The sequence below is a fragment of the Dysosmobacter sp. Phy genome, from assembly GCF_054476235.1.
Genome location: NZ_CM136997.1, coordinates 2,818,859 through 2,844,779 on the forward strand (window position 1 = coordinate 2,818,859; position 25,921 = coordinate 2,844,779).

25 protein-coding genes and 1 pseudogene are annotated in these 25,921 nt (G+C 53.8%); 2 read left to right on the plus strand and 24 right to left on the minus strand.

Going from position 1 to position 25,921, the window contains the following annotated elements; genetic code table 11:
- Window positions 1-87: 87 nt before the first annotated feature.
- Window positions 88-1,686 carry a hypothetical protein gene (locus ACVDHE_RS14040; RefSeq protein ID WP_458884903.1) on the minus strand — a complete coding sequence of 533 codons (1,599 nt, stop codon included), beginning with the start codon at window positions 1,684-1,686 and terminating at the stop codon, window positions 88-90.
- Between the two features lie 314 nt (window positions 1,687-2,000).
- Window positions 2,001-2,210 carry a helix-turn-helix domain-containing protein gene (locus tag ACVDHE_RS14045; protein ID WP_458884904.1) on the minus strand — a complete coding sequence of 70 codons (210 nt, stop codon included), beginning with the start codon at window positions 2,208-2,210 and terminating at the stop codon, window positions 2,001-2,003.
- Between the two features lie 783 nt (window positions 2,211-2,993).
- Here ACVDHE_RS14045 and ACVDHE_RS14050 point away from each other — a divergent pair.
- On the plus strand, window positions 2,994-4,232 hold the full coding sequence (locus ACVDHE_RS14050; RefSeq protein WP_458884520.1) for an IS110 family RNA-guided transposase: 1,239 nt from the start codon (window positions 2,994-2,996) through the stop codon (window positions 4,230-4,232).
- Between the two features lie 445 nt (window positions 4,233-4,677).
- Here the strand turns inward: ACVDHE_RS14050 and ACVDHE_RS14055 are convergent.
- The 22 genes and pseudogenes from ACVDHE_RS14055 to ACVDHE_RS14160 form a co-directional block, all read right to left on the minus strand.
- Window positions 4,678-5,352 (minus strand): annotated as a pseudogene (locus ACVDHE_RS14055) (DNA cytosine methyltransferase); the annotation flags it as partial.
- Window positions 5,352-6,221, minus strand: a complete 870-nt coding sequence (locus ACVDHE_RS14060) for a conjugal transfer protein TrbL family protein (protein ID WP_458884905.1) — start codon at window positions 6,219-6,221, stop codon at window positions 5,352-5,354. The pseudogene ACVDHE_RS14055 and the gene ACVDHE_RS14060, both read right to left, overlap by 1 nt.
- 113 nt (window positions 6,222-6,334) lie before the next feature.
- A complete protein-coding gene (locus ACVDHE_RS14065; RefSeq protein ID WP_458884906.1) occupies window positions 6,335-6,742 on the minus strand; it encodes a hypothetical protein in 408 nt (135 codons plus the stop codon).
- Between the two features lie 14 nt (window positions 6,743-6,756).
- Window positions 6,757-7,092: a DUF3852 domain-containing protein gene (locus ACVDHE_RS14070; RefSeq protein WP_458884907.1), complete on the minus strand. Its 336-nt coding sequence runs from the start codon at window positions 7,090-7,092 to the stop codon at window positions 6,757-6,759.
- A 59-nt stretch (window positions 7,093-7,151) separates the two neighbouring features.
- On the minus strand, window positions 7,152-11,867 hold the full coding sequence (locus ACVDHE_RS14075; RefSeq protein ID WP_458884908.1) for an MSCRAMM family protein: 4,716 nt from the start codon (window positions 11,865-11,867) through the stop codon (window positions 7,152-7,154).
- A 301-nt stretch (window positions 11,868-12,168) separates the two neighbouring features.
- A complete protein-coding gene (locus ACVDHE_RS14080; RefSeq protein WP_458884909.1) occupies window positions 12,169-12,483 on the minus strand; it encodes a HepT-like ribonuclease domain-containing protein in 315 nt (104 codons plus the stop codon).
- A 22-nt stretch (window positions 12,484-12,505) separates the two neighbouring features.
- A complete protein-coding gene (locus ACVDHE_RS14085; RefSeq protein WP_458884910.1) occupies window positions 12,506-12,832 on the minus strand; it encodes a nucleotidyltransferase family protein in 327 nt (108 codons plus the stop codon).
- Window positions 12,833-12,901: 69 nt separating this feature from the next.
- Window positions 12,902-13,675 carry a CAP domain-containing protein gene (locus ACVDHE_RS14090; protein ID WP_458884911.1) on the minus strand — a complete coding sequence of 258 codons (774 nt, stop codon included), beginning with the start codon at window positions 13,673-13,675 and terminating at the stop codon, window positions 12,902-12,904.
- A gap of 3 nt (window positions 13,676-13,678) precedes the next feature.
- A complete protein-coding gene (locus tag ACVDHE_RS14095) occupies window positions 13,679-13,972 on the minus strand; it encodes a hypothetical protein (protein ID WP_458884912.1) in 294 nt (97 codons plus the stop codon).
- 96 nt (window positions 13,973-14,068) lie between these two features.
- Window positions 14,069-14,869 carry a class D sortase gene (locus ACVDHE_RS14100; RefSeq protein ID WP_458884913.1) on the minus strand — a complete coding sequence of 267 codons (801 nt, stop codon included), beginning with the start codon at window positions 14,867-14,869 and terminating at the stop codon, window positions 14,069-14,071.
- Window positions 14,870-14,942: 73 nt separating this feature from the next.
- Window positions 14,943-15,854: a cell wall anchor protein gene (locus ACVDHE_RS14105; RefSeq protein WP_458884914.1), complete on the minus strand. Its 912-nt coding sequence runs from the start codon at window positions 15,852-15,854 to the stop codon at window positions 14,943-14,945.
- Between the two features lie 9 nt (window positions 15,855-15,863).
- Window positions 15,864-16,220 carry a septation protein SpoVG family protein gene (locus ACVDHE_RS14110; RefSeq protein ID WP_458884915.1) on the minus strand — a complete coding sequence of 119 codons (357 nt, stop codon included), beginning with the start codon at window positions 16,218-16,220 and terminating at the stop codon, window positions 15,864-15,866.
- A gap of 3 nt (window positions 16,221-16,223) precedes the next feature.
- Window positions 16,224-16,862, minus strand: coding sequence for a hypothetical protein (locus ACVDHE_RS14115; RefSeq protein ID WP_458884916.1), 639 nt, complete (start codon window positions 16,860-16,862; stop codon window positions 16,224-16,226).
- Window positions 16,863-16,870: 8 nt separating this feature from the next.
- Complete coding sequence (locus ACVDHE_RS14120; protein WP_458884917.1) at window positions 16,871-17,659, minus strand: DUF3849 domain-containing protein; 789 nt, start codon at window positions 17,657-17,659, stop codon at window positions 16,871-16,873.
- A complete protein-coding gene (locus tag ACVDHE_RS14125; RefSeq protein WP_458884918.1) occupies window positions 17,649-18,026 on the minus strand; it encodes a hypothetical protein in 378 nt (125 codons plus the stop codon). Before ACVDHE_RS14125 ends, ACVDHE_RS14120 begins: the two co-directional genes overlap by 11 nt.
- Before the next feature lie 63 nt (window positions 18,027-18,089).
- Window positions 18,090-19,082 (minus strand): DNA adenine methylase, encoded by a 993-nt coding sequence (locus ACVDHE_RS14130; RefSeq protein ID WP_458884919.1) that lies wholly within the window; start codon window positions 19,080-19,082, stop codon window positions 18,090-18,092.
- Window positions 19,063-19,374 (minus strand): hypothetical protein, encoded by a 312-nt coding sequence (locus ACVDHE_RS14135; RefSeq protein WP_458884920.1) that lies wholly within the window; start codon window positions 19,372-19,374, stop codon window positions 19,063-19,065. The genes ACVDHE_RS14130 and ACVDHE_RS14135 overlap by 20 nt, the downstream gene beginning before the upstream one ends.
- A gap of 124 nt (window positions 19,375-19,498) precedes the next feature.
- On the minus strand, window positions 19,499-19,969 hold the full coding sequence (locus ACVDHE_RS14140; protein WP_458884921.1) for a DUF4313 domain-containing protein: 471 nt from the start codon (window positions 19,967-19,969) through the stop codon (window positions 19,499-19,501).
- Window positions 19,970-19,994: 25 nt separating this feature from the next.
- Window positions 19,995-21,095 carry a hypothetical protein gene (locus ACVDHE_RS14145; protein ID WP_458884922.1) on the minus strand — a complete coding sequence of 367 codons (1,101 nt, stop codon included), beginning with the start codon at window positions 21,093-21,095 and terminating at the stop codon, window positions 19,995-19,997.
- 3 nt (window positions 21,096-21,098) lie between these two features.
- Window positions 21,099-22,289, minus strand: coding sequence for an antirestriction protein ArdA (locus ACVDHE_RS14150; protein WP_458884923.1), 1,191 nt, complete (start codon window positions 22,287-22,289; stop codon window positions 21,099-21,101).
- Window positions 22,290-22,323: 34 nt separating this feature from the next.
- Window positions 22,324-23,307, minus strand: a complete 984-nt coding sequence (locus ACVDHE_RS14155; RefSeq protein WP_458884924.1) for a DUF4314 domain-containing protein — start codon at window positions 23,305-23,307, stop codon at window positions 22,324-22,326.
- Window positions 23,304-24,353, minus strand: a complete 1,050-nt coding sequence (locus ACVDHE_RS14160; protein WP_458884925.1) for a hypothetical protein — start codon at window positions 24,351-24,353, stop codon at window positions 23,304-23,306. The genes ACVDHE_RS14155 and ACVDHE_RS14160 overlap by 4 nt, the downstream gene beginning before the upstream one ends.
- 230 nt (window positions 24,354-24,583) lie before the next feature.
- Between ACVDHE_RS14160 and ACVDHE_RS14165 the strand changes: the two genes are divergently transcribed.
- Window positions 24,584-25,813, plus strand: a complete 1,230-nt coding sequence (locus tag ACVDHE_RS14165; protein ID WP_458884926.1) for a hypothetical protein — start codon at window positions 24,584-24,586, stop codon at window positions 25,811-25,813.
- Window positions 25,814-25,921: the final 108 nt, after the last annotated feature.

Consider the following 25,921-nt stretch of genomic DNA (forward strand, 5'->3'; position numbering starts at 1 on the left):
AACCTCCACGTATTTTTCCAATGGCTGGGGGCACTTTTTGATAGCATATCAGCAAAAAGTGCCCCCAGTCAATATTACTGTATATAATTACTGAACAAGGATATTAAACGTTTTTGTGATAATTGAAGTATTGTGGCTATCAAAAAACTCAACATTGACGGAATAAGTTGAACCGACAGAATACTTTTGTTGATTCAATGAAAATACATGTCTAAATTCGAGTACCGAGTTTTGTGCGTTACCGCTTCCGAATGTCCTTGCAAGACCAGTAATCTGTTTGGTGAATGTATCAAGCGTTTGTCCACTCGAATTCTTGAAGGTGTACACCGCTTTGTTAATTACATTATTAATGGTGTACGTGCGCTCAGAAGAGTCATAAACAATATCTGAAGAAGAGTTTTGAATGGGAGAGCATACGCCATAAACAGAAAACTGTCGGTCTCGTTTTACAGATGCTGTAGAAGCTGGCATAATGTTGTGAACTGCACTTGAAAGCGTCGAAGTATTTAGAACATTATCGACATCTGTCGCTCCTGCTGTATTTTGATAATCTACTCGTGTAATTGCAACTTTATCACTACTTGGCATTGTAACCAAAGGACTAGAAGTTGGGGTCATATTAGGGAGACTTGGCTCACCATATTTGTAGTAAAGCCTAGTCATTGACTGAATTCTTTGCAAACTTTGAAGTTTTCCTATCTCAACATTATATGTCGCACTTGTTGGGGTTACATTATACATGAAAAAATGAGAAGTACTTGTGACATATTCTTGGGCATCAGCCGTCCTCCAGCGAGGTTTAATTTCTCCAAAAAAGTCTCCGCCATTACTTCTAATTTCAGGCAGCAAGGACTTCGACCAATAGCCCGGAAAAGGGTCAAGCAAAATATGCACGCCGTTTTCATTAGCATACTGTGTCACCCTCTGATTATGCTCATCCGGCGAAAATCTTGAAAGAATGATTTTAGAAGAGTGCTGAACAGAAATTGTCTTAGAAACCATGTTATAAGACGTTCCTGTGGAATCCACTAAAGTAACGCGAACCGTATAGGTACCACTAGTCAATTCAGGGATTTGAGTTCCATCCTGTCTCTTATTATTTAAGTCTAATGTATTATTAGTACCGCTTATAAAAAGTGCAGCAAAGAACTTATCTGTATAATAGCACTTTCTCCAAGCGTCTTTAAAGCTAGGAGGAATTCCATCCGATCCTGGTGCCTCGCCAGCGATATAGACCAAGTCCGGCATCGCGCATTGATTGTTAAACGAGGAAGAGTACGTTGTAAGCTTCGGATAATTCATCCAAAGCCCATTATAATTATCTTTTGATTCAGCAATAACTTCCTGTTGGATTTGATTGTTTTTGAGTAAAGTAACTTTAAGTTTGCTGTTTGACGGTATCGTACTACCGTTCGAAATTGTTCCTATTACATAGAAGTCTCTTCCCGGAGAAATTGTCCCCTGATCATTACTTGGATAGACAATAGAAAATGTTGCTTGAGGAGCTGCTCGTTGAGGATCCAACGATGTTAATTCGGTCGATTGAAGTTCATTTACATCTTGATATACAGGCTGAGGGGAATAGGTCTCCAGTGTTGGCAGAGTTGCAGCATAAACTGGAGATAGCATGGAAATCAGGAAAACGGAAACCAGGGTTAAAGCCGCAATCCTTTGACGTTGTTTCATACCCTATCTCTCCTTACGTCATGTATTTTCCGAATTATTCCGAATTATTAATCTGACCGATTTTTTGCTTAAACCATTGGAATCATCTCCTCTGTTGTTACAAAATGTGCTAGTTTCCAAATTTGTAACCACTCTATCGCAATAAGTTGTTTATTGCAACTTATTTTGGTTAATAATATACTATACAAAACACTAAATCAATAATTAGATTTGTTTTAGAAATTTTTTAGATAATCTTACTGATAATATGCATAGTTTTTGTGCAAAGGGTTGAAAAATACCAGTATACAATTTGTTCTGTTCATTTGCTTGCTTTAAATCCCCTGCGATACTCTTTCTTCAATCCAGGAGAGGAGCCTTTCTTTAGGAACGACAATACGGCTGTCAACCTGCATGGCCGGAAATCTTTTTTGATGGGCGAGTTCATATGCACCGGAGCGCGAAATACTGAGAGCCATAGCCACTTGCGGGATCGTCAGCATAATCGGCAATTCATCGATAGATTTGAAACATTGAATTGACAAGCTCCCCAGCTCCTTTCTTTCAATACGTTATTTCAATGTATGCCTATTCCAAGGGGGCAAGGCATCCATGCACCTCGCCCCCTTGGAAATCACTCAGCCAATGTCAATAGAATTTTTGAGTATTATTCTACTCACTGAAACAAGCATTGCCTGAATGTGTCATGCTAGGTATCTTCAGCTCTATTCGACACTACTCCCCGAGCTGTGGGCGATATACGAACCGGCGGCTGGCGCCGCCCTCCGGGAATCTAACCCCTCCGAGGATCGCTCCGAGATGCCCATCAAAATGACTGGACACAGAGTACCATTATAGGCTTATGGGATCATTGCAAAACAGCTTGCCAAGGCTGTTTTTGGCTGGGTGGACCCGCTCTGCACCTTTCAAGGCCGTTGTCTTTTATAGATTCACAGAGAAAAAGAAACTTTCTGCAAATTCTACAGGTGGTCCTCGCGCACCCGCCGCATCGCTGCCCCCCCTCGTCAGGGAGCCCATAAGCTGACGTTAGTTCGTTATCGGATATGAAATTTTCAACGCCTCATGAAATGCCATCACAGCTGAGAATGAAAATATAGTCTGTGCGTTAACCGAAGGATTTGCTAAACTGAAAACAGCAGGCGTAGTCCGGTTGCACCTTGGTGGATTTTCACCCCGTTTGTTCAACGTGGACGAGTTGCCCAAGAGAACAGCAGTATGTTGCGTCACGTAAGTGAAGAGCACGAGTAGCAAAGTTCGGATAACCCACCCGGGCAATTCCCAGCCTGCATAATTCAGGGAGGGATTTGATGCAAGACATATTGACCTGCGCCATGGGACTGGATATTCATCGTGACGTTATTGTTGCCTGTCTTGCCAAAGGTGAGCTGGGCACCGATCCGGAAATCGAGATTCGCTCCTTCAGCACACTTATCCCGGAAATGCGGAAACTGCGGGATTGGGTGTTGGAAGCAGAGTGCCGCTATGTCGCTATGGAGAGTACCGGGATCTACTGGCAGCCTATTTACGAAATGCTGGAGCCATGTTTTGATGGGCAGATCAGCATTCTGGTCGTGAATGCCCGCCACATGAAGAATGTGCCTGGGCGCAAAACGGATATGAGGGACGCGCAATGGATCGCCACATTGCTCCGTGCCGGATTACTAAAGGGAAGTTTTATCCCAGATAAGACCTTCCGGGAACTGCGGCATCTGACCCGGTATCGTAAGAGCATCGTTCGCGACATTACCGCCCAAAAGAATCGCATCGATAAATTTCTGCAAAGCTCCGGTTTCCGCTTCACAGCGTTTCTGGCGGACGCATTTGGCGCTTCCGGGCGAAACATCATCCGTCATCTCATGGAATACGGAAATATTTCGCGGGAAGCTCTGGACCGGTGCCTGAAAACGCAGACCCGGAAACGTATCGACGAAATACTGATTGCCTTGAACGGTTCGCTTTCGGAGCACCAGCGCGACTTTCTTCGCATGATATTTGGGCACTTGGAAGCGCTTGAACAGCACCGCCATACTGTGGAGGACGCTATTACGAAAGAGATCACAAAGCACGAAGAGGCATTGAGCCTCCTGTGCTCCATACCGGGCATTGATGTAACTGCGGCAGCGGCCATTATCGCGGAGATTGGTACCGATATGAGTGCCTTTCCGGATTCACAGCATATATGCTCCTGGGCCGGTTTGAGTCCCGGTAACAACGAGAGTGCCGGAAAACGCAAGAGTGCTCACATTAACAAAGGTAATCCGTATCTGAAGAGTATGCTCTGCGAGGTGGGATGGGTCATCTCCGGAAAACGAAGCTTGTACCTCTCCGGTTGGTACTGGAGGATAAAACAGCGGAAGGGCGCTAAACGTGCAACGATTGCTTTGGCTCGCAAACTGCTGGCGCTGATTTACACGATGTTGAAGACAGGTTCTCCATACAACGAAGACTGTTTTGAGATCCGCAGAAAACAAAGTGAGCGCAAACGGGCCAGCCGTATGGTGAACGAACTGCAAAAGCTGGGGTACTTTGTGGTGGCACCAGGCTGAGTCCCACTGCTCCATACTTCGGCCGGCGACAGGTTTTGGCCTGCCGCTTTTTGTGCTGCGATGGTTTTTCATGAGGCGTTGAAAGCCTGTTTGTCAAGGTTCACACCCTCGCTACTTATTTTCGTAGCAAACGTTCGGATCGGCTTCCTGGGAGCAGGCCCGGTGTTGAGGGGCGGCTTTCCCTCCCGATAGGGGGAGCAGATTTCCCAATAGTGCTTTCCGAACAGATTGACATGGTCCGGCGAAAGGTCCAAGTACAAAAAGGGGATTGCAATCAGATCAGCTTCAGGTTTGGGTCTTGGTCTCCGTCTCGGAGGAATAGGGGCGTCTCCAGGTCCACTCAGTTCTAAAAGTGTCAGTTGGCCATCTGGATCGCTGTAATAACTCATTTTGAATCAACCTCCTCCACTTTGCTTTTTTCCCGAGCTTGGAATTCATTCAGGACATCAAACATGAGAAGCGGCGCGGTGTATCCCGCAAAGTCAACAGCCAGGAAAATGCGCTTTCTCCGCTGGGCAACGCCCCAGTATTGTGCGTCCAGACAGCGCCATGCAAAAGATATGGGGTAGCCTAATCCCATTGAAAAGTCAAATCCCAACGATCCCACATCAGGCCAGGAATAGGGAAAGAAACCGGGCATTTCAGCTTCGCTGAGATGAATGCGCATGATCTCCTCCAGCACGATGCGAAAGTCCTCACCTTTCGGGTCCCCGCTGCTGAATGCTCCGGGGACGTTCTCCCAGAGCATGAAGCGTGGACGGATCTGTGTTCCGGTTCGGCCGCGCTCCCGATCTGCTGCGCGCATCTCCTTGATGACGCGGATTTGTTCCATGAAAAGGCCGGAGCGGGCGCCGGATAATCCGGCTCTCGCTCCGGCAACCGAGAGATCCTGGCAGGGGCTGCCTCCGCAGACGATATCCACGGGAAACAGCAGTTTACCATTCAGCTTCGTAATGTCGCCTTTATTGACCATGCTGGGGAACCGGCGCGCGGTGACTGCCAGTGGGAACGGTTCGATCTCGCTGGACCAGACAGGCTTGATGTCAGCTCTGGCTGCCGCCAGAGGGAATCCGCCGATCCCGTCAAACAGGCTCCCCATGGTGATGACTCTGTTCTGCATCAGTGCGCCACCGCCTGTGCGACCATCCTGGTGGCGTTGACCGCCGTCTGCGCTGTATAGACCGCGGACATGATGTTGGCGTGAGTCGTGGTGTCCAGTCCAAATGTGCCCGCGATACGGGGTACCTCGCCGGCTGACAGCATCAGGCCCAGGCCCAGCAAGGCATTGTCCCTGAATACCATCAGCCCCGCCACCAGGATGGTGGATTGGAGAAATGCCGTCAGGCACAGGCCGATGACCTGTTTGATCCACTGCACGAATCCGTCCGTGTAGCCTCGCGGGATGGAGAACATATAAAGGCTCCCCACGGCAATCTGGATCAAGAGAATTCCACCACGCTTGAGATTGGAGAAGAATACTTTCACCACTGCGTATGTCATCATGACGATGCAGAACAGGATCATGAAGGAGCTGGTCAGAACACCCAGGCCGAAATAGGTGTTGTCCAGCATCTCGGAGAGGGTGTCGATCTCACTGAGTTCTTCCACGATCTCCTGCCCCACCTCACCGATGCTGGTGCCGTAGCCCGTGATCCCGGCGGAAAAGGTGCCTTGCAGCGAGACGGAGAGCGTATAAAGGCGGACTGGGGCAACCGTAAAAAGGGATACCGCCAGAAAGCCTTTGATGATACTCAGCGCAGTCTGCTGGAGATTCCCCCGCCCGCCGCTGACATACATGATACCGAACTGAAAGCACGAGACAACGACGCTCACACCGAACAAGGCCCAGGCCAGACGGGAGAAAAACAGGACAATGGCCTGGACCCAGGCCAAATCGAATAGCTCCACTCCCATATTTCCCATCTGGGAGAAAAAATTTCCGAGGAAGCCGACGATCTGACCGTAAAACCAATCCATCATGTTATCCATGACGGTGGCGGCCACAAAATCCCAAATGAACAACTTCCGGTGTCACCTCACTCTCAGATGGGGCGCACCATCCATACGACACAGGGGCCGCAGGATCGTGCGGCCCCTGTTGTTTATTTCATTCTCATTTCCGGGAAACCATGTTCGCGGTCCCGGAATGCCTTGAGCGCAGCTCTGGACTCCTGAAACTCCTCCTCTGTCGCGTCGCAGCCGAATTCCACGGCATGTTCGCTGATCTCCTCCAGGGACCAGCCTTCGGTCAGCTTCGCGGCTGCGCCGCGCAATTCGAATGAATTGAACGTGAATTTCTCGCCATAGTCAAACAGCTCCCGTGCGATCTGTTCGCCCTGGTACTGCTTGATCAGTGACAAATTGACATAGATCTCATCGTAAAAATCCGCCTCGAAAATCATGTCTTCAGTGTCCAAATGACGGGCATATTTCGTCCAGGACTCCATGGCCGGCTCGGAGCAGCCGGGCAGGAGATCCCGCATCTTAAGGCGAAATTCCTGATTTGTCATCGTGCGCCTCCCAATCACATACCCACGATGCCCCAGATATAGTTGGGCGCCGTCAGGCAGAAGATCAGGCACGCGAGGAGGATCGCAGGCCCCGCCCATTCGAATTGGTGGCCTTTCCGGTAGTCAAAATACGCGCTTCCCAGCTTGACAAAAAACGCAATCGCCAGGATCATGTCCAGGGCGGGAAACACCACATTATCGACCACAGTCTTGATCTGGTCAGACGCCGCATCCCACGTCTCCTCAATCGCGCCTGCCACATCGCCCTCTGCTGCAAAGGCGGCGGAGCTGCAAACGCAGGCCAGAAGGAGTACCGCCGCGGCAAGAAACAGCATTTTTTTGATTTTCATAACTACCTCCACACGGGAGAGCGCCGCCCAAACGGGCGGCGCTCTGTGTCATACAGCTTTTAATATCCGGTCCGGGGCAGAGGCTGGGAGGCTTTGTAGATCGTAGTCACCCATCGGGAGGTGGCCATGATCCACTGTCCGTTATGGACGCCGCCGACGTCCGCCTGGTTGACCACCTGGCTGCCGCCGGTCAGCCACTTGCTGGCGGTGCAGTACACCACCGGCGCCTCCACCTGCCGGAAGTTGGAGGGCACGATGCCGAAGGACACCATGAACTCCGTCACCCGCTCGCCGGAGCCGAGGCCCAGGACCGCGGGAGAGGCGTCCAGCACGTAGTTCTGCTGGGTGCTGAGGCTATCCGCCAGCACCCGCCAGCTGTCGCCGCTGTAGTTGGTCTTATAGACGATCTTGTAATTTCCGGGCACGTTGTAGGTACCCGTCACGATCTTGTCCAGCGCCGCGAAGGTCGGCAGGGTGTCCCTCCAGTAGAAAGACTCCAGGGCCGTGGTGGAGTTGTTGGCGATGCCGGAGAAATCGTAGCGCAGCGTCTGACCGGGGACCGCCTCCACATATCCGGTCTTCTTGATGGACACGTTGGTGTAGAGGCTCTTGTTGGTCATGGCTGCCTTGACGATCTGCCCCGCGAACTCGATCTCCACCTCAATGGGAGTCTTGTCCAGGCCGTAAAAATCCGCAGAGCGGGATTCCACGATCTTGTACCGGCCCAAATGCAGGGGCTTGGTGACCGCGACTCCGTTTTTGTCAGTCACGATGGTATCCACCAGATTCCCGGTCCGGTAGTTGTAGATCTCGAATTCCGTGTTGGGGATCGGCGTCCCAGCGGGCCAGCCGTTCATGCTGTTGTAGTCTTCCGAGGTCTTGGTGATCTGGATCTGGCCGGTGATGGGGGTATTCTCCCACTCCACCAGCGTCGTCTCACCGGACTTTACATAGACGGTTTTCCGCTCGGTGTCCGGCACATAGCCCTCATTTTCCAGCTCCCGCAGGTAGTAGCGGCCACTCTCCAGGTTCTCGATGTAGACGTAGCCCCGGTCATCACTGGTGTACTGGCCGATGGGGGTATTCGTATCATCATACAGAAGGAATGTGACCCCATAGAGGCCCTCGCCCGTGGCACTGTCCGTTTTATGGATCATGATTCCGGACATGGCCTGATTGCTAATCCTGACAGTCGCTGTTTTTCCGTTCTCCACTTCAAAGTAGTGCGGCGTATCATCGAGCTTGAAACCCTTTGCTGCCTCAATTTCAACGGCGTAATATGCCCCATCTTCCAGGGATACAAAGGTGCGGCCATTTTCATCAGTGGTAACCGTGTCGACCAGCTCGTCATCCACCTTCCGAATTTCAAAGGTCACATTCGGGATGCGCTCGGTGGTATTACTGGCGTTGACCTTGATGATTTCCACTCCGCCGATGGGGTCATTATAAAATGTCAGCGTCTGGGTGTCCTCGGGATTGACGGTCACCGTCTGCATCCGGGAGGCCGGATCAATGGTATATCCCTCAATCGTCTTGGTCTCCTTCACTACGATTGTCCCGGTGATCCCGGAAATACGGATCTCACCGTTGGAATCCGTCGTGTAAAGGCCCAGACTGGACAGGTGTCCGTTGGCGTCATCCACATAGCCGCCGTCGGCATAGGTCAGCTCAAACTCCACACCGGCCAGAGGCTCCTTTGTCACCGAGTCCAGCTTTCTGATCACGAGTGTCCCGGCAGGCTTGTTCCAGAAGGTCAGGGTCTGGACCTCGCCCTTCTTGATGAGAATGCTCTGGGGCGTTCCGTCCAACACATATCCCTCTACTGTCTTTGTCTCACGCGCGGTGACGGTAGTGCCGGGAGTGAGATCGGTGATGACCACTCTCCCATCCGCCCCAGAGGTATAGACGCCGTTATTGGGGCCAACCGCTGCGCCGGACGAATCCGTCACCAGGAATTCCACGCCGGACAGGGGTTCGTTTTTCGTCCCTTCGATGAACTTCTGGAGGACCAGAGTCGTGGTCGAAGTGTTGTAAAAATACAGTGTCTGCGTGTCGTTGGGATGTACGACGACCGTCTGGGACCGGGTAGCCTCATCGACGGTATAGCCTGGAATGGAGGCGGTCTCTGTAACCACCAGGGTACCTACCACACCGTTGATCTTGATCTGGCCGTTTTTATCTGTGTAGTAGAGGCCGTTGGAGGAAAGCTGCCCATACTCATTCGGCACGAAGCTGCCGTCTGCATAGGTTACCTTGAACTCGACACCCTCCAGCGGCTCATGGCCTTCACCGCTGCTGTTCTTCTGAATGATCAGCGTGCCGGCAGGAGCATTCCGAAACTCCAGACGAGCGGTTTCTCCGCTCTTAATGAGTGCCGACTGCGGGGTGCCGTCCAGCAAGTAGCCTGTTTTGGCCCTGATCTCGCGCGCTACCACTGTGGTCCCTGGAGTGATGCTGTCGATCAGGATCTCACCTGCGCTATTGGTGGTATACTTTCCGTTGTTATTGCCAAGGTAATTTCCGGCGCTGTCTGTCACCAGGAATTCCACGTCAGAAAGCGGCTCACGCTTGTCGTCGTCACTGATCTTTGTGATCAGCAGGGAGCCCAGGGGCGCGTTGCCGAACCGCAGCGTCACCACGTCCTGATCTTTTCCAGAAATATAGACGGTTTGAGGTTCGGAGTCAATGATATGGCCGTCCGGGCTCTCCAGCTCCTGGCAGATATAAGTGCCCTCACGAAGCCCCGTGACAGTGAATGAGCCATTGGCCGACGTGGTGTAGGTCCCGATCACCGTGCCGCCGGTGCCGGATGTCTCGCCGCTGAGGTAACGCAGTTCGAAACGCGCCCCTTCGAGACCGAGGCCAGTCTTCGAATCGTATTTGTATACCACCAATGCCGACAGGGGCACGTTATCTACAATCAACTCCTTGCTGGCGCCGCCCTCCAGATAGAACTCGTAAACGCCGTCGCCCTGGATGGAGAAGCCTGTGCTTGGCTCCTCCTCCACCACCTTATACCATCCTCTGTTGATATCGGTGAGAACGATCTTTCCGTCAGAGTCCGTATAGTAGGTGCCCAGATCATTGATCTCGCCGGTCTGTGTGCTGTCGCTTCCATAGTAGATGTGAAAGCGGGTGTTTTCGAGAGGATCGGTCGTCACAGAATTCCGCTTCAAAATGGTGAGGGAAGGCTTTACCGCATTAAAGAATGTGACCGTCTGTGTTCCGCCCGCTTCAAGGGAAATGGTCTGGGGGATATCACAGAGGATCACATTGGAGGGCACGTTCACTTCCGTGATCTCATAGCTGCCCACGGGCAGTTCCAGGAAGATGCGGCCCTGCTCGTCCGTTGTGGCGGAGGTGGAGTAGTCGCCGTCGATCTGTTCGATTTTGTAGGTCACCCCCTCGATGGGGCTGTTATCGGCAATATTTTTCTTCAGGATTTCCAAGCCTGGCTTTTGATAGTCCTGGAAGCGGGCTTCCGTGGTCTTTCCAGGCCGAAGCGCCACAGTCTGCTCAGTGTGACAGAGGACGTAAGGCGACGGAACCGACTCCTCACGCAGAACGTAAACACCGGCGGGGAGAGATTCCAGCGTGGCCGTTCCATCCGTTCCGGTAGACACAGAGGTGGAATAATTGCCGGTAACGGATTTCACGGAAATGACCGTATTAGGGATCGGTGTGCCAAGAAGCGCATCTGTCTTGATGATTTTCAAATTCGGGAGTTCTGCCTCCTCTGCGGTCACCGTATACTGCCTGTCCCCGTCGGTAACATCCACATACACGCTGTGGGGCGTAGGGTCCAGGGCGAAACCTGCCGGAGCTTCTCGCTCCACGAAGGTCCACAGGCCTTCGGTGACATCGTTGACTTCAATGATGCCCCCATTGGATGTCACATCGCTGCCGACGATCTGGCCGTCCCGATAGATGTTATAGACAGCGCCGTCCAGACCTCTGTCGGTCCCCGCGGCAACCTTTCGGAAAGTGATGTCGCCGTCGCCGGCTACGGAGGGTTCATCCGGGTCACCGGGCTGAGGCAGCTCATTCGTTACAATCTTTCTTGTGGAGTGATAAGCTGCGAACGCCTGCCGGCCGGAGACGCTGGAGGTTGCCAGCACCGCCCACTTGGAGCTGTCGTCCTCCACGATGGATGCCTGAAGGCCCTGGGCTGCGTATTCCTCTACCTGTGCCTGCAGCTCTGCATCCTCGTTGGCTTTCTGCCCCAGGAGCCAGTTATAATACTCCACGTACTGGTCATAGGTATCCTGATTGGCGAAGCCGCCGGCATCGATGTCGCCGGAGGGATCTCCGCCAGCGGACTTGTCGCTCTGGTTGTCCCAGATATACGTCTGCAAGGCCATGAACAGGCTGCCGGGGATCTCGCCGGTGTAGTCCGCGATGTAGGACATCATCCACTTGACATTTTCCTGCGTGGCCACGTCCATCTCTCCCAGGCCGGTCTTGGCGACGATCTCATTCCAGAGCGCGTCCGCATCCGTGCCGGTGGCTGCCCGATAGGTATAGGACTGGAGGAAGGACTCCGTTCCGTAATGATAGGAATAGCCCAGGTCCATACAGTAGAGCTGTCTGCCTGCCGCGGTAGGCGGCCGGTAGCTGTATGTCTGGCCGGACGCCGTCAGGCGGGTCGTCCACAGGTTGTTGTCCGTCACCGGCGTGATCCCCACGCCGGTGGACACTGCCGCGAAAGCCGCTGTCGGGAACAGCGAAAAAACAGTCAGCAGTGTCAGGAAAAGGGATACGAGTTTCTTTTTCATAACTGCCCTTTCCGCGCGTGAAAGAAAGAGCAGTCCACTCGAAAGGCCGTTGCGATCCTCCTTCTTTCACGGCCTATATATAATTTCGAGTGTGATTTTGGGATAAAAAAGCAGACCGTCCTTCCAAGGACGGTCTGAGTTCCTATGCATTCCGCACAGGATCAAAAGCATTTTACACGATCAATTCGAAGGTGAATACCCGCCAGCGCACCTGTTCCGGCGAATCGAAATATCCGCCATTGAGACGGGATATCTCCGCTTCCCATATACTGGTCCGATGCGTCATGACCTTTTTTGTTCTTCAGACATTTTCTTCAAGCTGTTCCTCACAAAACTGCTTTAATGTTGGAATGTCCATGTTCGCCGTTTCCCAAATGACTTGACGGTCCATGCTGCCGTAACTGTGTGCTACCATGTTCCGCATTCCTTTGATCGGACCCCATTGGATGCGGCTGCTGGTTTTCTTCCGATAATCTTCAGACAGGCCGCCGCTCAACTCTCCGATTTGCAGAATACTGAATGATACCGAACGTTGGAAATCCTCATCCTGATCAAATATCTCAAAGCTATTTCCATATCGCTGGACGGTCTTTTCAATCGCATTGCAGTAATCCAAAATATGCTGGATACGCTGTAAGTCAGGCTGCAGCAAAAATACTCACCCTTTCCTGCTTGATGGCCTCCCGGAATTGCAGGTCACCCTGCATCCGGGTCTTTTGTTCCAGAGAACTGACCGTAATGAGATCAATGGGCTTATTTAACGCCTTTTCAAGATCACAGTAAAGAGCGCCCAAGGCAAACAGGCTTTTCAGCTCGGTACCGGAGGTGTCGATCAGCAAATCAATATCGCTGCTCTCCGTAGCAGAGCCTCTGGCGTAGGACCCAAAGAGGTACACCGCTTTGAGGTGATATTTGATTGCAATCGGTGCAACGATCTCACGGATCTGATCGATATGATAGACCACCTATGACCACCTCCTTTTTATTATTATACCCGCCAATCAGTCCGCTGTCTATGTTTTTCCGCCATTCGATCAGGAGAGCGCCGGATCGTCTACCCAGGAAACTGCGTAGCCGTTGGGACAGAACTCCTGCACACAATACCAGCACGGTTCTCCTGCGGCATTTGTTCCTTCGGCAATTCCGACTCCTACCATATACACCGTTTTGCTCATCATGTGGTCCAGATGTCCCTGTGAGGCAGCCCAATCATCCACTGCTGCTTCGGCAAGGGTTTTTCCGGTGGTCTTCAGCCATTCCTGATTGATTCGATGAATGTTTTCCGTGGTCTGGCTGCAGTCTGTCACCGTGTAATATTTCCTTCCGTCAGGTCTTACATGAGAATAGTTTCCTGTAGCAGCCATTTCCTCCGCCCGGACCTGTGCGGCCCGCATCAGGAGGTCGCTGGTTCCCAGCGCATCCAGGCCATGCTCCTTTCGGAGCGCATTGGTGAGATCCACGATCTCCTGTTTCACCGCATCCAGATCCTTCGTGTCTGAAGATATAGCGTCAGATACAGTCGGCGCCGTGGCTGCCGGCGGCTCGCCGGTATAGTCCGCATCGCTGTCCACCTGGACGCCGTCCTGCCAGTAGACGTTGAATCCCACCTCCTTGCCGATGTCCCGGAGCTTGACATAGTTATTGCCGTTGATGTTGTACGCCTCCATCTCCACCTGCTGTCCATCCACGAAGATGGGCTGCCAGGTGGGCTGGGCCACGATCCCCGCGGCATAGGCGCCGCCGCACAGGGCCGCGCCCACCGCCATGCCTGTCAGCAGCAGTCCAATGTTTTTCCCTCTGTTTTTCATCGCTTACCTCCTCATCTTGAGTTTGGGCCAGTACTTGGCCGCTTTCCCAACGCGGTGATCTTTTGTAGCGGACACCCGCCACAGGCCATGAGTTTGATAGGCGGAGCAGACCACCTGTTCCAGCAATTCGCCCGCCCGCACATACACGGCTGTTTTGGGGCTTCCGCTGTCAGCGATCACCGATCTGCCGCTCTCCAGCCGTCTCCGGCCAGCGGCATCCAGGTAGATCCGGCCAGCCGGAGTCCGCAGATCCAGGTCCGCATCGGGGTGGATGTCAAGGAATTCTCGGACCGTCATGACGGTCCTTTTGTCCTTTCATCATATCGAAGAATGAGGAGGAAAGCCATTGATGATTGTGGAAAAACAATGCCCGAAAATGAAGCAGTTTGAACATCACACCTCCACCGCCCGGACACACCAGCGGTATGCGCTCTGGTCGCGAACGCAGGTATAGAGGGTCAGACAGTTTTCCGTGGTCGGCGTGAGGCCGCTTCGGTCCGTCTCGGAGATCTTCTCCACGGAAGTCACCCGATAGGTCCGGGTGCCCAGCTTCGTGGTGTACTGGATCTTGTCCCCGATATCCAGGGTGTGGATCTCTCCAAAATAGTCATTTTCGCCTCTGTTGTGTGATGCCAACGCCGTATTTCCGCTCCAAGCAGAAGTTTCCTCGAAGTGCCCAACACCCTTGCGGAGTGTTGCGCTGTCTGTTCCCTGGTAGACCTTCACCGAGAGGTCAAGGGCAGGGATCTTCAGCGTGGCGAGATATCCGCCGGAATAATAGAGATCCTCCGTCACCTCGGTGTAGCCGACGGTGCCGGAGGACGAAGAGCTGCCGGTGGAGGGAGGCGAACTGGTGACGGGGGTCCCAGGGGTGACGACCGCCGCGGCGCCGCCGTTGATGACCGCGCCGGTGGCCGCCATGCCGCCGGGGGCCAGGTTGGGCGTGAGATAGGTGCCGGTGTTGAGGGTATAGGCGCTGGGGCTGCCGAAGGCCGGCGGGATCAGCGCCGCATTCTTGCTGCGGTCCTCGTTGACTGCGGCGCCGCCGTCTGCCGTAATCACAGGCTCGATGGACGTAGGCTTGCCGTAGTCAGGGTCGCCGGGGGCGTCGATGGTGTATTCCAGAGCCCCGGCCTGGATGGTCAGGCCCGCCATCAGGCACACAAAGAGCAGGACGCTCAGTGCTTTCTTCATAATGACTCCTTTCCGTTCCCCTTTGGAACGCATTGATTCGGTGCGCAATATGTGAAGGTATTTGGCTTTTCACTCACTGGGACTTCTCGTCGCTCTCGACCTCCACCACTTCGCTGCGCCGGCGGAAAAAGACTGCCGCGCCGATCCCCGCGCCGACTGCCGCCACGATCCCGAACGGCAGCAGCAGGGCGCCCCAGTTGAATTGGCCGGAGCTGCTGTCCTCAGTTCCCGTCAGGGGCTGGATGGGAGTGCCCTCGAAGATGGCCACATACCGCACACGGTCCAGCGCGATGTGGCTGACGGTGCCGGTGTAGTCCGCGGTCACTGTGTAGCCGGTCACATAGCTGCTGGTGGCGCTGCCGGTATAGGTGGCCACAGCGGTGAACCGGTCGCCCAGGGCGTAACCATCCAGAGAGGCGGTGTTGTCCGTCTGCCACTGGAGCGTCTCCAGCGTCAGCGTGCGGCCATTGTCCGTGATGGTCTTGGGGATATTGGCGGTATCCTGATTGACCAGATTGGGATAAGAGCGGGTAGCGGACACCTTCTTGGTGGAGCTGCCGTATCCGGCCACCTCCACCTGAACGGTATCCAGCTGCAGCTCCAGCGTGCCGATCAGTCCGTCGTCAGTGATGAACTCCTTCTCCTGGGGCAGCAGGGCCAGCACGGACTCCATGTCTTTCTTGTCGCTCTGGAGGGAGACCGTCTCCGTGTGCTGGCGCTCCTCATGCTCCGGGAGCTCCTGTTTGAGCAGATCTGTCAGGGTATAGTGATAGCCGTCCTGCTCGAAATCCGAGCGGGAGATCCCCGCGGGATCGTCCTCCGGGGACAGGTCATAGACCTTGCGGATCTCGCTGCCGTCCTCGCTCCGGGTGACGGAGGTGGGATAGCATACCTGGACCTCCGGGGCTTCAGCGGCCATGGCCGCCGGCGTCAATGCGGCGGTCAGGCACAGTACCGCGGCGCAGATGGTAAACAGTTTCTTCATGATGTGTTTTCACCCCTTCATTTTCATTCCGCCCATCGTGGGGCCATTCTGCTGCTTCTGGGTCTGATGCATCTCCATGCGATAGGCTTCCAGAACAGTTTCGTCAAATGTCTTCTTGAACTCGGAGGTACAGGGGAAGCAGTAATCCATGTATTTCGTACCCACCTTCCGGCTGGGCATGGAAACAAAGGGGCCGTTCTTGCTGTCCCGGATCTGAATGCCCTGTACGGCAAAGCAGCCGTTCAGATTGACAGAAGCATAGGCCAGGGGGCCGCCCTCCTTCTTAGAGAGGTAGATTTTGACATGGAGCTGCATGGGGAGCTGCTCGTAATTGGGAGCTGCCTCTTTCTGGGGGTTCCGGTTCATGGGTCATTCCTCCTTTTCATCTTTCATCTGCGCCATTGTCTGCTGGGCCAGCAGGTCAAACATCCAGGGCTGCATGGGGCGGTAGTCGTATGCGCCTTCCGAGTCGACCAGATCGACCCAATACTCAAAGACCAGATGAGGCGGGTTGACTTCCTCAAGCAGAACTCCCGGCAGCATGAGTCCCTTACCGATTACTCTGACTCTTTGGATTGCAGTCTTCGGATCGTCATGGGGCTCCTTCATCCATAACCGCTTGCCCTTCAATTCCTTCGGTAATTCCTGTGTATCGGGGATCGGGACACGGATGCGCCCCTGGGTCATGTACCGAAGCTTCAGCATCCGCTTACATGTCTCCATCGCCAGGATCGCTTCTGTCCGTTTGGCCCAAAATGGGTGTTTCCGCGGATCAGATGAGAGAATGCTTTCCCCTTCCCGGTCGGTGGGAAACAGCGGTACGCAGCGCACCAATTCCAGTGCTCGGATACCGTCGGCCAGTCCCAGAGTCTTTTCACCTGTTGCCGGCAGTTCACGATATCGCGCCAATGCGTCGCTCAGGTTATGGAACCGCTCTACCACACTCTGCTTTGCACAAGGAGGCTTTCTTCTTCCGGCATCAGCCATGGTGTAATAGGAAATGCTCATCATACACCTCATTTCATGGTTCGGTGATCAGGAAGCGTAGGCCCTTTGGAAAGGCCCTGTTCCTTATCAGTGATCTCTATCGTTTTCTGCAAATCCGGATTTTTCTGCCCAATAAGCTCTTTCAGCTTCCCGGCGGCCCAGTCCGGCAGAAACTCATCCTTGAGAATGCCGGTGAAATCCGAACGGTTCCAGCGCGTCTCCTCGCCGTCTCCCAAGCAGATACAGCGGATGGACCGCCCAATGGCATGGGGATGGCAGCCAAATCCGTCGTGGGCATACCAGAGCTGGTTCTCTTGAGACCAGCAGGACTCTTTTAAGGCATCGGCGCTGAGGACCAGCACCTTTCCCTCGTAGTCCAGCGCGGCACGGGAATCCGGGCAGCAGTGCTCCGGCCCGAAAAGGTTCAGATTGCGGAACGCTGTCCGGACTTCATTCAAAAAGCCATCCAGCACCGCCGGATGGCTTTCTACAACGAATTCGCAGTTATGCTCCGGATCAGGCGGGATCATCTGGCAGCACGCCCACTCCTTGTTGTCCCGGCTGAACCGGCCGTCCCAGAGCTTTTCCCGGACGGTGTTGGCCAGCACCCAATTGACACGCTTGAAGCCGTATTCCTCCAGAACGCCCTGAATGCAGCCTTCCTGAAGGTGCATCCCGTCAAAACCCTGGCGGATACTTTCCTCAATCGCCTTTTTGCAGGCGATGTTCGCCCGGTGGCTGGCCCGCCAGAGGGATACCTCATTATTCCGCCGGGCATACTCCAGGCTTCCTCTGTAGAGGTACGTATCATTTTTCATCCTGCTTTTCCGCCTCTTTCATCAGCAAGATACGCAGGCAGTCTTCATCAGCCCCCATGCAAATCAGATCTTCCACAACGCCCTCATCGACTTCGCACAGCGGATCATACTTCAAATGGAATTCCCCGCTGACCTTGTTGCTGGCCTCGACCAGCTGCTGGCACAAATCATCAATGTCATCATAAAGATAAGTGATCAGACGCATTTTTTCTCTGGGGGTAAGATCAGCATTGCTGATTAAAATGTGGCCCGCCTCGGCATGAATGAGCAGACATTCCGCCTGGTCCAGACCGCCCATCTTCATGACTGCACCGGGAAGAATTTGTTTCTCATCACCAGTCTTACGGATGAGCAGAATATTTTGCATAATGGTGTTCCTCCTATAAATTAAAGTATTATGTCTTGCTGCGGCAGGTTCTTGTCCCACGGCCTATGCTGCCTTCCGGTTTTCCGGAGTATGGATCAGAACCAATTCACCTTTCGACCTGGTTATCCGCTCAAAGAAGCTCAATTGGACATTGAGGTAGGGCGTTGGGTCATAGTTGGTGATGAACAGCTCCTCGTAGGTGGCATCAGGCTGATGGGAAAGCGGGTTGTTCCGGGTCAGGGCCAGAATATAATAATTTTTATAGAGCTGGCGAATAAAGGAACAGTCATTGTAGGAGAGCAGGAATCGCCCCTTACTGCTGTCCAATGCCATCCAGAGGCGGACATGGAACCGCTTGTCCATTTTGACCTCATACTGATCCTCAGCATCAAAGTACGGTGGGTCGCAATAAAAGAATGTTCCCGGACGCTTCTCGTCCTTGATCAGAGTGATGGCATTTTTATTCTCGATCACAACATCTTCCAGTCGCTTCGCCGCTGGCTTCAGCAGATACAGGAAATTATAGAGCCGCAGTGCTTTTGACCCGAAAGAGGATACGGTTGCGCTATAGCTGCCGCGAACGCATTTGTAAAACATCGCTGCGCGTTCCACATCGAAGTTTTCCAGCTTTTGAGCATAAATCGGGCGAAGCTCCTCCGCCTGTTCTTCTGTAAAGCAGGTTCGGTCCTCCAGAACTTGAAGTTCCTCGCGGATGTTCTTTTCATAGACCTTCCAGTGAATTTCTTCATGTGCCAGAAACAGCTTATACACTTCAAACAGGAATCTCGAATGGATCGGAAGAAACTTCAGTTCCCGCAGCAGGACATTTGTCTTATCCCGCAGGCACATAAAGAAGTTCGTCAGATTACGGTTGAGGTCATTGTAAACGTCTCTCCGCTTAGAGCTGGAACGCATCCCCAAAGTGACTGCAGCACTTCCGCCAAACGGCTCTACGAAGTTTCTTATGTCTGACGGAATCAGCTGGTAGATGTATTGGAGCAGCTTTCGCTTGCTCCCGACCCACGGAAAAGGCGGCTTAGCCATCGCGTCCACCATCTATGAAGAAGCACACAGCAAGACAGGCTTTCAAGCTTTGAATGTCGGCCTGCAGCCCATCGATCATCCTCTGGAGCAGTTCGATTGTTCTGATAATGTCCTGAGCGGTCTTCGCATAGAAGTAGCCGTTGCTGGTACTGCAAATCGGAATTTTCTTTCGCCGCAGCCGACTCACAAGCTTTTGTACCGTCTTTCTTCCTACGCCAATGGCCCGCCCTAATTCTGTGCTGCTGGCACAAAATTCCCTCCCTCTGCAAGCCACTTTCAAATAATTCAGCAGCATTTCTTCCATCTATTGAATCCCCTTTCCGGGACTCGTTTTCCCGAAAAAGGGCACAAAAAAAGAGGGGGCCGCTGTCCCGCTCGGGAAAACGGCCCCTGATCTTGAATTTACTGTTTTAAAGGTGTCTTACTGCTTACTTCATCCTCATCCCTCCCATCTGACTTTTCGGTTCTTCCACAGGTCCAGGCCCCCCAAACGGACCCTTTTGCATATAGGAATGAAAGGATCTGGAGTACTTCTCGTAGGCGTCTCCGCCGATCTCTCGGAGGAAATCCTCCTTGAAGTGCCACAGCGGGTACTCACAGAATCCGCTTCTTTTGGTCAGGCCGGTATTCTCTGCGATCCCCTGTTCCAGCAGTTCCGGGGCAAAATAGCAGTTGTTGGTGTCGATGTACGCGCAGTCCTTGATGCTGATGAACTCTCCAAAGGAAGTCGTCAGCACGGCATACTGCTCCGTCTCCTCCGGCGTACTGCCCAGCCGGTCCAGGATGATGGCCAGCCCCGGCATTTCCTGACCCATAAAATCCGTGACGGAGTACAGGCCCAGCCGGGGCTGCAAGGTGACCTGTTCTCCGAAACAGTCCGTAATCCGGAATGTAGGCATTATGATTCCTCCTCTGCTTTTCCGGTCAGCGCCTCATCTCAAACTGCGCCTGCGGCGCCGGCGGCTGGCTGCGCTCATAGCAGAAGTCCAGCTGATTCCGGCGGATGAAGCTGCCGCTGGCCGCATGCTGCTGGTAACCCTGCTGGGCCAGCAGGTATCTCCCGTAGCTCTCCCGATCCATGCACTCGGAGATCAGGCTCACGTGTCCTTCTTCGATCCCCCTGGATTCCAGGTACTTTCCGGCGAAGGACTCTACCTCCTCCTTCGGCACGAAGTCATAGCACCGGAGGTTCTGTGCGATGTCCAGTGCCGCGCCCAGGCGGGTGCATTTTTCATAGGACAGAGCCGCATGGAGCTTCTCGCTGAAATGCGGCAGCCCCTGGCCCTGCTCGTCCAGCAGGAAGCCCAGGTCGTTCCCGTCATAGATAAGATCCGCCACTTCTCGGTATTCGCTTACCAAGTCCTTCACTTCTGGGAGGACACAGCGGGCATCCAGCAGCGTACACTCCTGAATGGTATCGACCTTCAACTCCAGAAGGGCCAGTTCCACTTCATCCGCCTTATCATCATTCACCAGGGAGTAGTCCGGCAGCCGGACCCAGACCCCCTCCGGCTTTTCAAGGGAGGCGATCTTCAGCCGGACGCTCCAGTCCGAATCATCCAGCTCCGCCAGGTTGTGGCCGGTATAGGGCTGCTCCGGTTCCTTGGTGGGATAGATCACATAGCTGCCGCCGATAAAGAGTCCCGGATGGAGATCCTCATAGCGCCTGCCCAGCTGGGCCAGGTCCACGAAGGGCAGGGCCTCCTTGGGGACGCCGCTTTCATATTGCAGGAAGAAGTGCCCCAGGGCTTCATAGCTGCCCGCCGGATGGCAGACCTCGTAGTCGTGCAGCGTCATCAGGCAGTTGATCGCCTCCACGGCTACGTCCGGCTTCATCCGCAGCACGGTGGCTTGCAGCTCCTCACGGTCTTTTCCCATCAGTTCCTGCAGCCTCCCGGACCGCATGAGCGCCGCGGACAACTGGTAACTTTCTTTTACGGAGAGCATCTCCAGCCGGCCTGTCAGCCACTCCCTCTCCGCATTGGTCAGGGGAAGGCCCAGGAGGGCCTCTTGCTTTTGGTTCATTTTTCATCGCCTCATTTCCATCATTCCGATATGTTTGTCCTGGATACGGAACTCCTGACCGTCCCGGCGCTGGAGCAGGCCATAGCCGGTCTGGGTGCAGTGCTCCGCTGCCATCAGGGTTTCTCCGTAACGATACAGGTTCAGGTTCGTCAGGACATGCTCCACCATGGTTTTATCCATGATGGACCGGATCTTCTCCTTCGCAAGTCCGGAGGGTGAATAGATATCCTCCCTCAAAAGATACGCATCCAGTGTGTCTGCCTGAGCAGCTGCGGAAGCGAGACCGCGGCACCGCAGGCCCTCCAGCACAGCCTTGTACACTTTCCGCTGCTCCTGGGACATGGCACCCGCCGTCTGCGCGAAGCGGTTGACATCTCTGATCGTACCGGCTGCGGAGACCGCATCCCGCATCTCCGGGATCACACAGTCGATGCAGCGCCACCACAACTCCTGTGAGGATACCGCATCTAGGCGCTGGGCCACAGCTTCCAGCTCCTCCGGCGCCGCCGGCAGCTTGACCAGGACCGGACCGGAACCGTCCCGGACGGGTCCATCCCCCTGCCTCCCGGCCACTTCCAGCAGGACCATGTAGTCCGGCTCCGCGATCTCTCCCGGTACCGAAGGTGCCTGCATGAGATCGCTGTTCTGGAGGACATATCCCTTTCGCGTGAAGACGCCGCCCTCATCTTTCCGGGCCCGCAGGCCGATAGCCGTGAAGTCCAGCAGCTCGAACACGGTGTCCGAGATCCCCTCCACCTCCGGCACAAAGCCGTTTTCGGCATAAAACCTACCCAGCTGGCTGTCATTGAGGGCCTCCGGCACGACATGGCAGCAGTCCGCGCTCTCGGTCAGGTCCCGGAGCCGGGTGACGCTGATCCCGCCTCCGCCTTTGGCGGTTTCCATTTGGATCAGGCCCTGCAGGGCCGTGCGGTGAACATCATTGAGCCGGGTGAGCCGCTCTGCCAGATCATTCAGCTCCGCGAGGCTGTCCTCCCGGTCCTGCAAGACCGTCGCCAGTTCCTCGAAGTCATAGTAGTCGTCGATCTCCAGGTAGAGGCGGTCGCCCTCCTGCAAGTGCAGCTTGTCCATGGCATCCAGCAGCTCCCAGGGCTGGGCAGGAAGACCCAGTCTGGCATAGGCGTCGCTTTCCGGGTCCTCTTTGGCCAGATACACGCCAAATACTTTCTCACTCAATTCAGATTTCCTCCTTTTCAGCTTGTTGAGGGACTCACGGTCCCTTCATTTCAAGGTTATTTTTCGCACCCAAGATCCGCTCCTGGACCACAGGGTCGGCCATGGGGATGTCCCAGCCGTGCACACTGCCGGCCAGCATTGCCTGCTCCTGAGCCGGGGTGATGCCCCGCCGCCGGTTGTTGTAGTCCGCCACATAGCGGTTCTGGGCCCTGTCGCCGGTGCACCACTTGCTGGGGAAGTACCCTTTTACGCCCTTCTTGATGCAGATCAGCGTCCCTTCCCCCGGCAGGACGGACCAGCACAGGTCAGGGAGCCGGGTGAGGGAATCGGGGCTGAATTTTTCTTCCTCTGTCAGGATCGTCCAATTTCCGTTGTTCCAGAGATGTACATTCAGGACGCCGTCGTTCACCTCGATCTCTCTCTGCTCAAAGCCCTCGCCCCAGCCGTCCGAAGCCTGTCCGGTGATGAAATCTGCCAGTTTTTCCTTCTCCTCCGGCGTCAGGGTTCCAATTACTTTGCACTCTGCAATGCCCCAGAGCTGACCGTCCCGGTTTTCCACATCGAAGGTCGCAGACTGGACCTTATCGTTGACACCGTCCTGCTCGTCATACCAGTGCATCATCCCGCGGTCTGCTTCCTCCGGCTTTCGGTTGTCCACCAGGGCTGTTCGAATCGCCCCCTCATAACTCCGCAGATCTCTGCCACCCAGGTCGGTCCCGTACTCCTCACGGTCGCCCCACTCGTCATATCCGAAGTATTCTGCCACCAGAGGCATGTAGAATTTGACGGTCCGGGCCTCCGGAGGCAGGATACGGAAACGATCCGCGCCGATCTCCAGAGCCAGCGTCCTGCCGTCGTCCCAATTGATATGGAATTGGCCGGCATCGTCAATGTAGTCCAGGGTCCCCATACTGCCGGGAGCAATCGGTGCCGGATTGTTCCGCATCTTACTGAGCCGGACCCGGTATCCGGCGGGATACTGCTCCCGCAGAAACTCCAGCCACTCCTTTTGGATCATTTCAGACCTCCCATCTTCATGCCCTGCACGGGGGCGCTCCACTCCAGCTCACGGTGGATCAGCTGCACCGCCTCAAAGATCACCGGGTCGTCGCGGAAGCTGTCCATTCGCCTGTGGTCCTGGAAAAAGACCTGCTCGCCATCCTTTTCCCGCAGGAAGTCCACTGTGGCGATCCCGTCCTTGGTAACGCCCAACCGCTTCTCCGGCCGGGTGCTGTCCCGATAGAGGCGGACCGCATCCTCCAGCGTCAGATCCCGGTGGATCTGCTCATCCGGCGTATTGCAATCCGTCATCACGAACCAGGCATAGGTGTGGGGGCGGTCGGGATCGGCGGCTTCCCGGAGCGCCTGCTTCCCAGCCTCCGTCATGCCGTAATTGCAGGCCCGCCGGGGATTTTCCTCTCCGGCAAAGTCCAGCAGGAGATCGTCCGCCGCTTTCCGCACCGCAGGATCGTCCGTCAGCGTCTCATAGCGAAAGCCGGTGGTGGCCTGATACGGAAGCTCCTCCCGAATGGTGTCCAGGTATTTCTGCGCATCCGTAAAGGTCCGCTCCTCGCCGCCGGCGTAGGTCACCCGGCCCACCAGAGCCTCTTTTTGCGTCAGTCGCTGCTGGCGGAGGTCATAGCAGTACAGATAGCCCTGATAATGGCCCGGCAGCGGGGTACAGCGGAGGCAGTAGCGGTAGTGCTCCGTTTCCGCAATGTAGCCGTGGGTGGAGCCCCCGTCTACGATGGCACCACCGTGGCTGCCGCAATAGGCCCGCATGGATTTCAGATCCTTCAGAGGACCGCTGCGCTGCAGTTCGTCCACGACCTGCCGGAGCTCCTTCTGAAACTCCGGGGTCTTCAGCTGCTCGTCACCACGTCCCCACCACGAGGTCCAGAATTCCCCGCCGCCTTGCCCGAAGTCCATCCGCAGGTGGCCCACAGTGCCGAGCGCCTGATCTCCGCCTTCTTCCATCTGGGAGTAGAAAAGGCCCGCCTCCTCAACGGAAGCGGGCCTCAGCTGAATATTCAGTTTGCTCTGCTGGGCAGGCTTCTGTTTCATTCCTTTCATCTCCTTTTCCTTTCTTGGTAAGTCCACAACATACCATTAAGACACTGGAATAGCTAGTAAATGTTCTTGTTAACTTATTGTTCCTTGCTCATATGGTCCAATATTTTCCATCATAATTCAGTAAAATTTTTTCACTTGTACTGATAAACTGAGACCAGGCCACCCTTGTTCATTTGCGAATTAAATGTACGTAATTGACATTATGAGGAGAATCTTGTAAGATGATGGCAGAAAAAAGTATTCTTTGGAATCACTTTGGAAGTGAATGGTATATGAACAAAAAGAAAAAGGGTGGCCTTAGCACAACTCCAGATATATCGAAATTGGTTGGTCTCGTGGCGGGCATCCTGACAATATTAGGCTGCCTCGTGGGTGTTGTACGTTATATCAATACCTTGCGAAATGACATCGATTATCTAACCGATAAAATCGATGCTCAAAATACTCAAATTAGCTCTTTGGAATCTTCTTTCCGTGAAGAAATCCAGCAAGTGTCTCAGGACATGGACTCTTTTTCCGATGACATGTCATCTGTCAAGGAGATCATTACGGCACTTAGTGTGAAAGTTTTTGATTACCGTCCCACAGTTTTTTTCGCTAGTGCAATTACCAGTACCTACGATGGCGTAGATGCTCCATACTCCAGTGAATCCCCTCAGATCAGTGCCATGAGTTATGTAGTCTATAGCGCCAGTAATCCTGAGCGGGAATATACGGCCGCTGAGGTAGCGGAACAGCCGCTCCTGCTTCCCTATACGGAAAATGGGAATGAAGTATACTTCTACGGCCAGTTAGACTCTGCAGGGAATTGGGACGGAAGATGTATCGTCAACATTTATGACGGAAATGTCTTGCAGCTAATCACAGATGCCATGTATGACGGCGGGACCCTCCTCTCCTGTAAGCAAGCATTCCCTGATACTGTGACGAGTGGAGAAGATGTATGGGTCATCTCAGAGCGGAAAGTCGAAGATGGCTTCAGCACTGGCGAAACGTATCGTTATTTTCGTTCTGATGATTATACAAAGTCCTTTAGTCTGGATAATGTGGAGCCCGATGATATTCTCAACGTTGATGAATTTTCTGCTCAAATCACCTCTACATTAGAGGGTTATTACTGCGGAGAAATTTCTGATGGACAATACAATGATGATTCAGGCGATGCATATTTTGTGAAGTTCTTTCAGGATGGGACTGTTCGTACCCTTTATGTAGGTAATTTTAAAGATGGGCAATTCAACGATCAAACAGGGACTGCCTGGATGATTGGAAAGCTGGAAATAGGAGCTTCCTATTCCTTCTACCAAGGACCGTTTAAAAACAGTGTTTCGTCGAGAGACTCGTGTTACTGGGAGGAACCTATAAGTACAGATCGCATACAGGAAATTTTAAAAGAATTCGGATTTACATCTGCTGTGAACTTGAATTGGACCGCAGGGTCCTCCATATAAAAAGCAAGAAGGGAACAATATAGTAATCTATCCACTCAGTGCCTGCATCAGAAATATGTGGCAATCAAAATAATCATCTCTAGAGAAATACTTACGCATCCTGGCATT

Excerpts from the sequence above, each read along its gene's own strand:
- ACVDHE_RS14040 (WP_458884903.1), bottom strand. The coding sequence starts at position 1,686 with ATGAAACAACGTCAAAGGATTGCGGCTTTAACCCTGGTTTCCGTTTTC.
- ACVDHE_RS14050 (WP_458884520.1), top strand. The coding sequence starts at position 2,994 with ATGCAAGACATATTGACCTGCGCCATGGGACTGGATATTCATCGTGAC.
- ACVDHE_RS14060 (WP_458884905.1), bottom strand. The coding sequence starts at position 6,221 with ATGGATAACATGATGGATTGGTTTTACGGTCAGATCGTCGGCTTCCTC.
- ACVDHE_RS14065 (WP_458884906.1), bottom strand. The coding sequence starts at position 6,742 with ATGACAAATCAGGAATTTCGCCTTAAGATGCGGGATCTCCTGCCCGGC.
- ACVDHE_RS14070 (WP_458884907.1), bottom strand. The coding sequence starts at position 7,092 with ATGAAAATCAAAAAAATGCTGTTTCTTGCCGCGGCGGTACTCCTTCTG.
- ACVDHE_RS14075 (WP_458884908.1), bottom strand. The coding sequence starts at position 11,867 with ATGAAAAAGAAACTCGTATCCCTTTTCCTGACACTGCTGACTGTTTTT.
- ACVDHE_RS14090 (WP_458884911.1), bottom strand. The coding sequence starts at position 13,675 with ATGAAAAACAGAGGGAAAAACATTGGACTGCTGCTGACAGGCATGGCG.
- ACVDHE_RS14095 (WP_458884912.1), bottom strand. The coding sequence starts at position 13,972 with ATGACGGTCCGAGAATTCCTTGACATCCACCCCGATGCGGACCTGGAT.
- ACVDHE_RS14100 (WP_458884913.1), bottom strand. The coding sequence starts at position 14,869 with ATGAAGAAAGCACTGAGCGTCCTGCTCTTTGTGTGCCTGATGGCGGGC.
- ACVDHE_RS14105 (WP_458884914.1), bottom strand. The coding sequence starts at position 15,854 with ATGAAGAAACTGTTTACCATCTGCGCCGCGGTACTGTGCCTGACCGCC.
- ACVDHE_RS14110 (WP_458884915.1), bottom strand. The coding sequence starts at position 16,220 with ATGAACCGGAACCCCCAGAAAGAGGCAGCTCCCAATTACGAGCAGCTC.
- ACVDHE_RS14115 (WP_458884916.1), bottom strand. The coding sequence starts at position 16,862 with ATGAGCATTTCCTATTACACCATGGCTGATGCCGGAAGAAGAAAGCCT.
- ACVDHE_RS14120 (WP_458884917.1), bottom strand. The coding sequence starts at position 17,659 with ATGAAAAATGATACGTACCTCTACAGAGGAAGCCTGGAGTATGCCCGG.
- ACVDHE_RS14125 (WP_458884918.1), bottom strand. The coding sequence starts at position 18,026 with ATGCAAAATATTCTGCTCATCCGTAAGACTGGTGATGAGAAACAAATT.
- ACVDHE_RS14130 (WP_458884919.1), bottom strand. The coding sequence starts at position 19,082 with ATGGTGGACGCGATGGCTAAGCCGCCTTTTCCGTGGGTCGGGAGCAAG.
- ACVDHE_RS14135 (WP_458884920.1), bottom strand. The coding sequence starts at position 19,374 with ATGGAAGAAATGCTGCTGAATTATTTGAAAGTGGCTTGCAGAGGGAGG.
- ACVDHE_RS14140 (WP_458884921.1), bottom strand. The coding sequence starts at position 19,969 with ATGCCTACATTCCGGATTACGGACTGTTTCGGAGAACAGGTCACCTTG.
- ACVDHE_RS14145 (WP_458884922.1), bottom strand. The coding sequence starts at position 21,095 with ATGAACCAAAAGCAAGAGGCCCTCCTGGGCCTTCCCCTGACCAATGCG.
- ACVDHE_RS14155 (WP_458884924.1), bottom strand. The coding sequence starts at position 23,307 with ATGATCCAAAAGGAGTGGCTGGAGTTTCTGCGGGAGCAGTATCCCGCC.
- ACVDHE_RS14160 (WP_458884925.1), bottom strand. The coding sequence starts at position 24,353 with ATGAAACAGAAGCCTGCCCAGCAGAGCAAACTGAATATTCAGCTGAGG.
- ACVDHE_RS14165 (WP_458884926.1), top strand. The coding sequence starts at position 24,584 with ATGATGGCAGAAAAAAGTATTCTTTGGAATCACTTTGGAAGTGAATGG.